The sequence below is a fragment of the Peribacillus suis genome (genome assembly GCF_059384845.1).
In genome coordinates this window covers 343,536-357,367 of record NZ_CM182019.1, presented here as the reverse complement: position 1 = coordinate 357,367, position 13,832 = coordinate 343,536, and the positions used below count along the sequence as shown (strand labels likewise).

At 41.6% G+C, this 13,832-nt stretch carries 8 protein-coding genes; 2 read left to right on the top strand and 6 right to left on the bottom strand.

The genetic code is table 11. From position 1 onward, the window contains the following. Positions 1–153 precede the first annotated feature (153 nt). The 6 genes from essA to AC503W_RS01790 all read right to left on the bottom strand — a co-directional run bounded on the left by essA (position 154) and on the right by AC503W_RS01790 (position 10,117). On the bottom strand, positions 154–636 hold the full coding sequence (essA, locus tag AC503W_RS01815; protein ID WP_402875530.1) for a type VII secretion protein EssA: 483 nt from the start codon (positions 634–636) through the stop codon (positions 154–156). Then, a complete protein-coding gene (esaA, locus tag AC503W_RS01810; protein ID WP_402875529.1) occupies positions 623–3,553 on the bottom strand; it encodes a type VII secretion protein EsaA in 2,931 nt (976 codons plus the stop codon). The genes essA and esaA overlap by 14 nt, the downstream gene beginning before the upstream one ends. Before the next feature lie 18 nt (positions 3,554–3,571). Next, positions 3,572–8,020, bottom strand: a complete 4,449-nt coding sequence (essC, locus tag AC503W_RS01805; RefSeq protein ID WP_427689010.1) for a type VII secretion protein EssC — start codon at positions 8,018–8,020, stop codon at positions 3,572–3,574. Between the two features lie 33 nt (positions 8,021–8,053). Beyond that, positions 8,054–9,424, bottom strand: a complete 1,371-nt coding sequence (essB, locus tag AC503W_RS01800; protein ID WP_402991621.1) for a type VII secretion protein EssB — start codon at positions 9,422–9,424, stop codon at positions 8,054–8,056. A 70-nt stretch (positions 9,425–9,494) separates the two neighbouring features. Beyond that, a complete protein-coding gene (yukD, locus tag AC503W_RS01795) occupies positions 9,495–9,734 on the bottom strand; it encodes an ESX secretion system protein YukD (protein WP_402875549.1) in 240 nt (79 codons plus the stop codon). Positions 9,735–9,826: 92 nt separating this feature from the next. Next, entirely contained in the window at positions 9,827–10,117 is a 291-nt protein-coding gene (locus AC503W_RS01790; protein ID WP_402875524.1) for a WXG100 family type VII secretion target, read from the bottom strand. Between the two features lie 643 nt (positions 10,118–10,760). Between AC503W_RS01790 and AC503W_RS01785 the strand changes: the two genes are divergently transcribed. Both AC503W_RS01785 and AC503W_RS01780 read left to right on the top strand, forming a co-directional pair. Then, entirely contained in the window at positions 10,761–11,705 is a 945-nt protein-coding gene (locus AC503W_RS01785; RefSeq protein ID WP_427689012.1) for a DUF1672 family protein, read from the top strand. A 12-nt stretch (positions 11,706–11,717) separates the two neighbouring features. Then, complete coding sequence (locus AC503W_RS01780) at positions 11,718–13,802, top strand: SA1320 family protein (RefSeq protein WP_427689014.1); 2,085 nt, start codon at positions 11,718–11,720, stop codon at positions 13,800–13,802. The last annotated feature ends 30 nt before the right edge of the window (positions 13,803–13,832 follow it).

The following is a 13,832-nucleotide window of genomic DNA, read 5'->3' as shown; positions in this document are numbered from 1 at the left end:
GAATTATCACATTTTGACGATTCGAGGTAATGAATATGTATAAAAAATTCTTTATATGGGTCTTTACCATAGCCCTTCTTTTAGGTCTCCTGATCACCCTTTCAAAATAAGGAAAAAGAAAAACCCGACTCCTAAATCTGGAGTCGGGCTTCTTCATTTCTTATTTCCTTCTTGATTCAACTTACCCATTCTTGGGATAAGGATAACAAACAGACACACTACGGCAACTCCTAAAACAATCGCCAGTAACAATGATAGATCAAAGTTCAGAAAAGAGTTCTCTTCTTCCCTATCTCTCTTTCGAATGGGGACTTCTGAAGAAAACAACCCCATTTCTTCCGCTTTGGAAGCAATGATATTATTATCCTCCGTCATAGGAGAAAGAAAAAGGGATTCTTCTATCGAATCTATGACATCATACTTTCCTCTTTCAAAAGTAAGTCCTTTTACTTCTTCCGGAATTTTCTCCTTCTGTTTTAATAACACCTCATCATGAAAATATTCAGTTTGGATATTGATATCCTTTTCCTGATACACATTCGGCTCCACGATGGGTTCCTCCTCAGCTTGCCCATCAATAGGCTGGCTGAAGAGGATGAAGAAGAACACGAGAATTACCTGTTTACTCCGCTTCATGGGCCATCTCTCTTTTACCTGCAAGACGCTTCATAACATAAGGAAGGACCGCAGCAACCAGCGTGAGTATAATCAAAATGGTAGTAGCCGGGATAAAGGCCAACTGATTCCCGAATTGAATGGACATATAGACATTGGCTACCGGGTGGTCGACATTGAAGTTAGGCATGATCAGGTCTAATAATGGAATCGTAAAGAAACTGATTAAACCAATGACCAGAATCGCCCCGACAAATGGTCCTATCGCAAAGGCAAGCTGTGTGAAAGCTGAGCAGAAGAATAGAAGCAGGACAGTGAAAACGGTCCATTTAATCGCCTGCATATCGCCAAGCGGATAAATTTTCAGCCCATACATGCTAATGATCAAGCCGACGATCAAGTTCAGTAATGCGAATAAGGCTGCATGCACCAGCATCGGAACGGATGCATAATGGTGCAGGAAGAAACCAATCAATAATCCTGAGATAAGGATGATCACTAACATCACGATTGGTGGGATATTAACCTTTTCTTGTTGCAATACTTCCCCGCTGATTTGAACGGGATTCGCCAAATACTCGTACACATACCCGTTCGACTGATCATCCACTAACGTATTATTCAAAACACTGTAGACATCGGTTTTGATTTTCTTCGTGGAATCCACGTTTTGAGCCCAATTTTCATTAAGCTGATCGGCTCTTTCCTGAACGGATCCCACTTTTGCTTGAAGGTCTGATGTATCTTTCGTAACGGTATCTTGACGCTCTGCGACAGAATGGACTAGCTCCGAAATATAACCGACAGTGGTTGCCGTGGAATCCTGAAGAGATACAAACATTTCTCCGTTAAGACTTCCAACAGGGGCCTCCTCCATCTCGGGAGTCTCCATATTACCGGTCAGATTTGCCGTTACTTCTTGAGCCCTCGCTGATATCGCTGCTAATTCCTCCAGCGTGGCTGCATGTTCCACTTCAACATTTTCGTCATATTCTGATATAAAGTCGAGCATCGAGCTAGATAAAGCCCCAAAGTCTTCTTCCACTCCCAAAAGGCTTGATTGGACAAGTTTCGCCTCTTCATCGACGATACCAGAAACTCCATTTTTCATATTTTCTAATTCGTTCATATTGGCGGTAAATACTTCGTCCAAACTTTCTTTCGTTTCATTGACTCGTTGAACAAGTTCCCCGTAGGAAGAAAGCGAACCATAATAAGCTAGAAGGGCATTTGAGTCACGGCTCAGGATGGATCGATTAAAGACATCCACTAATGCCGCCCGTCTTTCTCCTCCCACTTTTTTAAGTAGCTCGTCTTCTGTTTTCTTGATTTCCGTAAGGGTCTCATTGATGGTCATACTTTGGATATCCTGTAATTTTTGAATATCCTCCTGTGATTGCTCCCATTGATTACCCAAGTCCTTATAATCTTTTCCCAGCTTTTCATAATCAGTTTGTAGTTTCTTATAATTTGTTAGTAACGTATTATATGAATCTATCAATGCATTGAATTGCACGACAACTTGATTATAGTTTTCCGTTCTTTTATTCAAGGTCCCGCTCAGACCATTGATTTCCTCTTGCAGACTGCCTGCAAGAGAGCTAATTTGATCTTTTGCCCCTTCACTGCCTTCTGCCGGCACCAAACTTTCAAGGGTCGTATTCATACCGTTAATTTTATCCAGTAACACTTGAAGTGAGATATCATCGATTGCTTCCTTTTTTGAAGGCGCTGCCTCTGAATCCCCTTTTCCTCCTGTATCAACATCTTCTATCGGTGTATCGCCTCCACCGATTTCATCTTTATCCCCCGAGCTGTTGGCCAAACTTCCACGTTGCTCCAATAAAGTTGTCTGAAGCTTGTTTAGTCCGTCCTCTTCCGATTGTTTAAATTGATCAATCGAACTTTGTTGTTCATCCTTTATTTTCGAGATTTGTTCCACCTGTTTTTCTTTCATGTTGCTGGAGAAATCCTCCAGGTTACTAGTGCTGCTCTCGATTTTTTCTTGCATCATCACCACGTTCTCATTCATGCCTTGTTCATTCAGACTAAATCCCGGTTTAGTATCCTTTTGGATATTCGGTATCGTCTGGACTCCCTCATTCAGCACCCCATCATACGCTTGGATGCTATCCATGATCAGCTGTTGATTTTGGGTGGATGTCAAAGCAAAAAGAGCACTTTGCGCTTTCTGGTATTCCTCAAACGTCACAACTTCCTCCACGAAAGAGGCCATTTGTGCTTTTGTTTTTCCCATTTCACCTAATGTTTCATTGGTGGTTTCCCCTGCACTCTTCGTGGAAGCGAAAACCCCTTTGAGCATATCCTTATGTTGCTTGATTTCCCCAGCCAGGCTTTCTGAGCTTGGGGTATAAAATTCATACATCGTGTTTTGGAAAGCGATTTCCTTCGTCAAAACTTTATCGAATTTTTTGCGGATATCTTCTACCGATTGAGATACATAGCTCCAGTATTGCGTGGAAATATGCTTATTCATTTTATTCTTGGTCTTCTCTAACTCTTTTTGGACCTTTTCCATATTTTCCGCATTTAAGCTTGTCTGGACCTTGTATTTAACCCCCGCTTTGACTGGTTGTTCTTCATTAAAGGTATAAATGTTCTTGGAAAAGTCCGATGGGAAATAAATGATCGCATCATACTTTTTATTAGCCAATCCACTTTCCGCGGCACTTCTGTTGACGACGACCCAATCATATTCAGAATCCTTGTCCAAAGTCGTGACAAGTTCTGATCCGACTTGAATCTGGTTCTTATCATATTCCGCCCCATTATCTTCATTGACAATAGCAATCTCACGAGAAGCCGTTTCTGTTTTCTTCATTGGGTTTTGACCGATATAAGAAAAAAACAAGATGGGCAGAGCAATGATCACAAGTATCTTCCCAATTAATAACAACGGCTTTATTGTCTTATTCAACGTCTTTCTCCCTCCTTCTTATTCACTTAGTGGAATCTGGATTTTACTTTCCCTGCCATTTAGAACAAAATAACCGTACCCTGGCTGAATTTCTTCTTCTTTTCTTGAATACGAGAGCGTATATAAACTCTGATCCGATTTTTTCAGAAGCAAGATTGCCTGCCTGATCTGTTTCAATTCCGTTGTCAGGGAATCATACCCCTTCGTGAAGTCATTCGCATTTCCAGCCACGAGCATGGAAAAACCTAAGTGGCTGTATTGTTTCATTAAACCGCTTATCTTGTCCTGAATTCTTCCATCAATCGCTTGCTGGAATCTTGAAATGCTGTCGATAACAAAGATGACGGATGAAAAATCAATCTGTTTCATCGGCTTCTGTTCCAAGGCCTCTAAATACTGGCGTTCACGAGCCTCAAATATTTCCGTGATGTGATCGAGCCATTCTGTAATTTGGTCTTTCGTTTCTACGTAACGTACTGTCTCCCTGCTTGCATAAGGTGATAGACCGCGATCCACTCCATCAAATATGCCAACTTCCCCGACCGTCTGGGTAAGAAGCGTTTCTAAGACCACTTTAAGCATGTTCGTTTTCCCTTTACGTGACTGACCGACAATAAGTAAGAATGGGTTGGCATGCAAATCTACCCATACAGGAGATACGCTCTCTTCTGAAAGGCCGATTGGTATGAGCCCTTTCTTGGTAGATGGTGAATAGTACGTCTTGAATGACGCCAAGTCTAGGCGATTTGGCAACATTGGAATGGCTGGCGGCTTAGCCAAATCCTTGTATCGAGTCTTGTTTTCAGCCACGACCTGTTTCATTTCTTCCAAAACGGCTACATCGTCTTCTCCATCTGCTGGCAGATACACCTGCATCAGATAGGTCTGGTCTGTCTTCACCAATGCCCGCCCAGGTACTGGTTCATTTTCATAAGGCGTCCTGCCTAAAACGGAATATTGTTCCGAACTGTCCATTAGGTAATGAACGACCTTCGTTTTTAAACTATTCATCAATGGCTGACGGATGGCATTGATTCTTGTAGCGGTCAAGATCATAAAGATTCCAAGTGATTGTCCATCACGGGCAAACTGGATGAATTGCGCTTCCTGGTCTGGCATTTCATCCTTCACCAAGTCAAAGTTGTCAATGACGATGTAAATAATCGGCAACTTATCTTCAACTAGGGCGTTATAGAGCTTGATATTGCTAAGTTCCCGTTCAGAGAAAAGCTGTTTCCGCCTTTCCATCTCCGTCCTCATGAACAACATGAATTTCTCGATTTTCCTCATCTCATCCAATCTGAAATAATCTCCTGTGTGTGGCAGCTGTCGAAGTGGCAGCAGTGCACTATTTCCAAAATCAAAAATGTAATAATGCAGTTCTTCAGGTGAAAATTGATCGATGAAATTGAATAGAAGCGTTAATACCGTCGTTGACTTGCCATAGCCGGAAGATCCGAAAATCCCGATGTTTCCATCTTCTATCCAGTTGTAAACATAATCCGTCTGGCTCTGCAATTCGGGCTCGTCTTTCATTCCTAGATAGAACTGGTTTTCCGTTTGGCTTCTTTGATCAATTCGTGATAGTCGATTTGAAAGAGGAGGCAGCCAAGGACTAGCCAGTTTGGGAATTTTCATTTCTTTCTGCGTCGCTACAATATGATCTGCCACAGCTTCAATTTCACTGATTTTCTCTTTACGTGTGCGAGAGACTTGCTCCGTTACATTGGATATCTGGACAAGCCCTAGATCCGTGACGAGTGCTACTTCATCCTCGGATCCCACTGTATCCTCCATATAAGGGGCGCCGCTCCATGCCGACTGAAACAGTTCGTACACCTCATTATTGCCTACTTGTAAATAACCACGCCCGGTGACGGTAATGTTCGCAGCATCGCTATTTTTCAAGATCTCCTTACTATCATTGGCATCCTGCACCTTTAAGGAAATCTTAAAACGGGCATTACTCCAAATCTGGTTATCAATCACACCACCTGGCTTTTGCGTGGCCAGAATCAAGTGAACACCCAAGCTCCGGCCGATCCGTGCCGTACTGACCAATTCCCGAATGAAATCAGGTTCTTCATTCTTAAGCTCGGCAAACTCATCCGAAATCAGGAATAAGTGTGGCAATGGCTTGTCGGCTTTTCCTTCTTTATATAAATCCGTGTAATCATTGATATGATTGACCTCATAGCGATCAAACAGGCGCTGGCGTTTCTTCAGCTCGCTATTGATCGAGGCAAGTGCCCGGGCACTGAAGTTCTTGCTTCCCTCAATATTCGTAATGACTCCAAGTAAATGGGGAATCTGCTTGAAAGGCTGTGCCATTCCTCCCCCTTTATAGTCAATGAGCAGAAAGGCAACTTCATGGGGATGATAGTGAACAGCCAATGAAAGAATATAGGTCTGCAACAATTCACTCTTCCCTGAACCCGTCGTACCGGCAACCAGACCGTGGGGACCATGTGCCTTTTCATGTAAGTTCAGCTCCACCCTATCTGTCTTTCCTTTCAATCCAATCGGCACCGCTAACGACTTGGAAGACTGATTCGTCAGCCAATTCTGGCTGATTGGCAGCTCCTCCACTTCACGGGCTTTTAAAAGTTCCAGGAACGAAACGGTTTCAGGGATGGAATTATTCATCCCTTTTTGATGGTCAAGCGACCGTAATAACCGGGCGTACCGCTCATTTCCTTCCTTACCGTGCTCATCTAGCCGGAAAGGCGTATGAACGGCTTTTGTTTGCTGAATCAAGATTTCTCCCTCATGATCATTGATATACTTCACTAATGTATGGACATTTTCCGATAAACTCTCCTTGGCATCGGCTGCAAAGATGGTTGATATGCCCAGCTCTTCGGTCTTCCCTTCCAAATACTCAAGAATGACATGTTCCGCAATCAATGTACGGTCGGTGACAATAAATACGAAATGAGGGGTGAATCTTACTTTTCCTTTATTCTCGTCAAGGTCCCTTTCTCTGAGTAACTGGTAAATGGAAGATAATAGTTGATCACGAGATTGTTCATTATAGATGAAGCCTTTAGCGTATGCATGTGGCAGCTGGAAATGAGGCAACCATTTCATCCATTCCCATTCCTCATAATCCTTTTCTGAGAAAATCGCCACAAACCGGACATCATGATAGCTATGGAAGAAAGACAACTGGCCAATCATCTGCTGCAGCTCGCGTTTGACGACTGTTTCCTTTCCGACTAGGCCCATGGAGCCGCTAGACAAATCAATCGTTAAGGGTAGATCGTCAAGGCTTTTGTAAACATCGACAAGTTCCTGGGACTGTTCAAGTAGATCATCAATATCCCGATTTGACATATCACTGCTGTTTACCTTGACCTCATAACTGGAGGGAATGGACGCCGTACCGACCCTGAAGTGGAGAAAGTCTTCACTTTCCATTGTGCGCTCCCATATTCGATCGCTAATCTGATTCGTCAGTTGCTTCATTTTCTCAAAAGAAGGGTAATGGTAGAGTAATACTTTCTTTTGCTGTGCCGATAACTCGCCCAACTCTTCTCGCTTTTGTTCTAGATACCTTGTATAGACGCGTAACCGTCTTTCAGCTCTTAGCTTCTGTTTCTTTTTATCTTTAAAGTACTGAACCGTGGAAGTCACCATGGTGGTGGTGAACATCACAATCGATATGAGGATGAATATTCCACGCGGCTGAACAATCATGACGACTCCCATGACGATCAACATCATTAATGGGGGCATTAGGATCAGCCATAGCCCACGATTCTGGTCTTCCGATTCCTGACTTGGGAATGAGATGGTCACTTTCTCATCCGGCAATTCATAGATCATCCGTGGAGTCCTGCGGTACTCGGGATAGCTTTTTTTCATTTCGGATATAGGCTGCATGATTTCGGATAAGGACGTTTCATAATGATCCGCACTTTTGACCATTAATATGTCGCCTTCTAGTAACCTCAGTACCATATATGGGCAACAGATCAAATCGCCATTTTCCAGTGCCGTCATTTCTTCCACCTTTTCACCATTTAAAAAAAGCCGGTCCGCTGTAGGTTCGAGCAACCATTGTCCCTGACGACGAACAAGGGAAAAGCCATTTCCACTTGGTTCCTGCTTGCATATCGTCGCTCCTGATTGGGCGGATATCGATATTTCTTTCAAACTATCTATATAATAAAGGCTTTCATTCAGTTCTCCGGGAGCATAAAAGATTTCCACAGCTTCCTGATTTTCGTGAAAAATATAGGACTGGAAAGGCTTTACCTCCCCAATCTTCTCTTCGCCCCTGAATACCATATATTCATCAAGCTCTTCATCTTTCCTCAACTCAATGTGTCCCTCGTTAAAGGGAAGCGAATAAATCGTGATTGTATCCTTTTGTGATGATCCAATCGTAATTGGGTCCAGTTGCTTCTCCCTAATCGTATAAGATTGGTATGTCTTCTTACAGAAAATCCATAGTGAACTCATTCTTTCTCACCTCCGCAAAGGGCACATACGTACTCAATCTTTGCTATTCTCTTTCTCTTTTTCTTCAGCTGATTTTCCCGAGGCTTCCTTGCTATCAGGTTCTTCTTTAGAAGCAGGTTCCTTTTTCTTTTCCTCTTCTTTTACAGCTGGTTTGGCTTCCGGTTCCACTACGCTTTCTCTATTTGGCTCTGTAGTAGGCTGCTCCTGTTCTTCCAATTGCGTGGCCTCTTCAAGCTGTTTTTGATATTCATCCATTTCCTTTTTATACTCCTTAAGCTCCGTATCCACTTCTTTCACTTGTGTCTCCTTTTCTTCACCGGACAAATCCTCATTAGATTTAATTTGTTCCTTTTGTGTCAAAAGTCCATACATAATCAATTCTCGATCTTCCATGATCCTCGCTAAGTTGATTGCATCCTCGCTTATGCCCCGGCCAATGTATATCCAATAGAGAAGATACTGACTATCGGTCTGTAGCGTAATGGCCTTTAAGATATTTTCCTTCTGAAAGTCCATCAATGACCCATGGGTAGTGACATAAGATTTAGAAAGCTCATACTGAACAACATATGGCATTTTCTCAGGATTGAAATGTTCCAATCGATCAATGACTTGGCTATATTCCTGTTTCAGGAAATTCTCCCCGCTTTCCACATAAGCCTCTTGCCTTGGTTGGGAAAAGAATAGTGTATAAATCGTAAAGAATAAGAGAGGGACTAAGATTATGCCTATTCCCCATAATGTGTAACGCTCCATTTTCCACTTTTTTTCTGGAATATGCACAAATGTTTTATGTTCTTTTTCCAGAAACTCTATTTGATTCTGGACATACAAGATCAGCCCTTCCCAAGTCTCTTCCGCTAAGATACTTTGGGTTTCTTTCGATAGTTTAAGAGTTTTATGGTAAAGAAGGTACTGATCAAATGTATACTGACTATCAACAAGAGCTGCAATCGTCGCCTTGGTTTCCTGAAACAGCTGGTTGGCGTTCTCCTCATACGGCGGCAGGCTTTCTTTTACGCCATAATGAAGAAAATAGGGAGTAAAACTTCGATCGAAAACCAGATTCTCCGGGCAGACGATTACCCGTAACCGAGTTAACTCATGTCTCCTGATCTTGTTAATCATTTGATGGGAAGCCATCCATCGATTCAAAGAACTTTTATTGCGTGCCTTGTTAAAAGCAAAAAAAGAGGTGGGCGGTACAATGCTGATCTGCACCTCATCCTCTGAAACCTCTATAGTTTTATGAAGAACCGAATCCACTTCCTGAATCAGCTGTAATTCCAAGGGATTCTGCATCAGCAATTTAGCACGTTGGAAAACGAATATATATCCATCATCATTCTTCTTCATTACCGCTTCCATTTGCTTTTCCAAATATGATGATTTTTTCTCACCCATTCTATGTACTCCTTTACCCCTGCTAAAGGGCTTTAGACTTTTTTCCTATATGTAAGACATACCTCTACCATTAAAGAATCTCGAGCCGATCCCCCGTCGTGATGCCACTATCCACTAATGTGTCATAACCGGAACAAACAAACTCCTTATTTTGAACCCGCACCCAATATCCTTCCCGTGGCACTTGTGCAATCCCCTTTACCTCCCAGACAATTTCCACAACCTTTTTGACGGAGCGGTAATTGGACACTTGGAGATCAAAGACCTCGCCCGTATATCTTTTTAAATCAATGGTTAATTGAATATAAATGCCAATCACCTCATTAAAAGAAAAAAACGCCACGATCTACAATCAGATTCACGGCGCTTTTCCCTAAAGCTTCTATCTCGTTTTTATCTAATTTATCCGCGAATTTGGCTAGCGATTTGATTATCTGTATCTTCAAGGATTTGAGCAGATTTCGTCAATTGTTGAGATACTTCATTTAATAAACGAGCCATATCATTAAATGAAGGTTTTAATTCTTCATATTGTCCAACGAAGGCTTGACTAGAAGAACCTTCCCAAATCCCTGTTAAGTGATCCCTCATTTTATCCAAACGGCCAATAATATCAACGACCTGCTGGCTTTCATTATCATATTGTCTAGCTACATCCTTAAGTTCCGATGGGGTTACGCGAATTTGTGACATAACAATTCCTCCTTTAATGTGTTTAGTTACATTTTAATAGAACTATACAAATTCTGCCATAAAAATTAACAAACGGGTCATAAAATGGTAAATTATGATTATATAAATAATCCTAAATCTACCATCATAGAAGTCTAAGTACCTGTTTCCATACATTTCTAAACCACTTTGGGCGAAATATATATCATTTTTTTCCATATTTTCAAACAAACCGCTCTATATACCTACTATTTTTTCCTTTAATAGGATTAATTCGTCCTTTCCATTATAAAAGGTGACTTTTGCACCCCCATCATTGTTTTAATCAATCGTTTGATTAAAGACTTTAGGTCCGGCCCACACTAACTTGGGAGGAAATGTAATATACTTCTTTGAACGATGTTCACTATAAACAACCCGGATATCATGATCATGGTTGTAAGCTTCTGCTCACAAATAGACCAAAGGACTTCAAACTTACGAATATCCCATTCCTTTCTACCTATTTTTTGAAAACATTTGATGATATCAGAAGTAACATTTCCCATTATGATAGAATTATTTACATTAGTTGGGTAATGTGTAAAAAACGAGTATAAGCGGAATGCAAAATAGATGATTGGATATTCAAATCGTACAGCATCTTTGAAGGGGGGATATTTAAATGAAGGGCAAAAAAGTCATGGCGCTAGGAATAGGTGTAACCGTATTGCTGGGAGGATGCTTAAATATGAATCTTTCAAAAGATAAAGAAGTAGAAAAGGAAATAGTCGCCACGAGTGGTGAAAGAAATGCTTATGAAAAAGATCACTTTGTACGAATTCAAGACTATCATGGGGCTGGGTACACCCTACGCAATAGTCGAAAGGAAATCCGTCACCTCGCTGCAAGTCACCGGGAAGAGATTCAAAAGGCAGTAAAGGCATTCTTCCTCGATACATATAAGACGGAAGTTATGGTCCATAACATAATCGGTGCGGTTGATGGGGCATCTGTTTTTGTTGAGTCAATCGGCGAACCTCATTTTTATACCTTTGCCATCGTCCCCATTGATCTCGATAGGAAAAAAGTAAAAACAGATGAAGTTTGGTCTCAAGAGGGACAAGTGGAAAACGCCCTTTCTGGTGCACTATACGCCATGGCTTTTGATGAGGATTTCACAAACTTAGATCGCTACTTAAAAGAAACCACAGCCAGTTACCCTATAGTGGGAACACCAATAAAGGCCATTGAAAAAGTAGGCGCTAAAGGATACGCAACCTCTCACTACTATGTAAATCCAGTAGGAGATACATTTGATTCCCTCTATAAAATGTATCTAAAAAACCCGGATATCAGTAAGGATGAATTGAGGGATTTTCTTCAGAAAGACGCATTTGGACCAGAGGATATCATTTTCACCATTTATTTATACATGAAAGACAAAGATAAGGCCCCTGATGAAGCCATTTTCAATAAAATCGTCTCTGATATCGAAAAGATGGAAGGCATCCCACGTGGTTCATATTCCATCATATTGAATGATAACTTAATCGACCGAAGACGAGCAATTGGGACGAAGGAAAACTCGTTAAAAAGAACAGCACCAAATGAAATCATGAAAGATTAGGGAGGATCTTCTATGGCTGTTGTTAATACCCTATCAAGCCACGCCACCGATGATAATGATTTAGTCGAGCTTGCCGGATACCATTCTTATGTTCACTATGATATAGATGAAGTGTTCAAGGTGAATGAAAAGAAATTCAGGGTGATAGATACCATCTATAACACGGATACCGGTCTTGATGCACTTACTGTTCAAAATGTTAAAACAAGAGAGCTGACCGTGGTATTCGTTGGCAGTGAGCAAATGGATACGGATTGGATTGGAACGAATACAAAACTGCTTAGCGATGCCCCCCCTGCTCAGGTCCGAGAAGCCGTAGCCTATTTTGAGCATATAAATGATGAAGTGGGAGAGGTATCTTCCGTCTCTGGAAATTCCCTTGCTGGTGCTTTAACCAATGCGGTCGGAATCGATAATCCAGGAGTAAAAGCCGTTACCCTAAATCCAGCGATTCTTCCTGCTGGTATGGTTGATCCGGATAAAGAATATGCTAATATTACAAATTACTATAGTAAATTTGACTTTCTGACGGGGACGGAAGAGACCATTAAGATGGGCGACCGCATTCCTGGTAAGAAGTACGGAATAAATAATGGCGTCCCCTCCTTTTCCATGCTTGGCTCCAACCATACTGGATATATCAAGCAAGATGCAAATGGAGAATTTACATTAGAGATAGGAATAGAAGGAGAACCAGGTCACGGCTTTGTCCATATTGGAGCTGACGATCATATCGTCACAAGTCTCTGGACAGGCGCCCCTTTATATGGGGGCCAGAATGAGAGAATCGAAATGAACCAAGAAAACATGATGCTACTGTCCCATGGAATACGTGATAATGTGAAAGGTCGTCTTGGCAAGGTCAGCGAATATGTCGGTAACTCAGTCCGTATCGTCCATACCGAAAATGAAAAATTCCATCAACGGGTAACAGCACTTCAGGATGCCTTTCAACAAAAGTTCGAGGAAACTGCCGGGGAACCTGTCTTTATGGGTATCACCACAACGGGGTTTGTCATGAAGGCATGCATAGACGAACTAATTAGGCTCCTCGATAAGGCAGAAGACAAATGCAGGATTCTAAATAATGTCCTGAACTCTAAACCTGTTGAGATAGTCGAATATATCACATCCGTGAATCTAAGCGTCGAGACTCTTTTCGATGCTCCAAAAGAGTACTTGGAGCAATTGAAAGCGGATATCGATGACTTAGTGGCAAGTGTAGGGACTATTATTTCGAATGAAATCCCGGAGTTATTTAAAGGCGGAAAAGACCTTTTTGTAGATGCAGTTGTAGGAGAACTTGACGCGCACTATGACATACTCGAAAGAAATAAGGAAAGCGTCTATAAACAATTACAGGATTACGAGCGCCAAGTTCAGGACATTGCCGATACGTTTCACGATAAGGACGCCAGTATAGCAGAAGCCATACAAACCAGCGTATCCCCGACAGATGGAATAGGCTCTGTCCAGAAAACAGCTCTTATCACTTTAGAGCCCTCCCCCTACCTAAAGGTCGGCATGAAAATCAAAGAGATTCAAGTCCAAATGGCACATAATCAAATCAACACTTTAGGGATGACGGTATTAATGCCGATCCTCATAAGCGTAAAAACAGTACTGACACTGATCGAGGCAGCATTAGACGCCATCATTCTAGCTGTTAATGCCGTTTTGACAGTAGGAATTTACGGTAATCCTGTGAGCTTGCTTATAAGTTTATTTACGGATTATGAACAGAAAATAAAGAACGCCGTCCAAGAAGTATTGGAACCTATCATAGAAATGGAAACATCCATAGAAGGCATTCGTCTAGGAATGGACCGTATGATCATCAATCTTCCTGAAATGCTTAGTAATTTTAAACCATATATCGATACAGCGATTTTCGAACCTGGAAAATTTAGTGATGTTCGTCTATACAATGTTTCTGCTCTAGCCGTTCTGGATGACATGGAAGTTTTATTCGAGGATATTACCTTTCAACTATCAGGTCAAAAAGCAATGGCAATTGAAGCCACCTTGGAAATATCGAAGAACGTATTAGGAAACATTCAGCTCTTAAAAGAACAAGTCAATCGGGGAACACTATAATCCATGAGATTGACAAGGATACAATCCCAC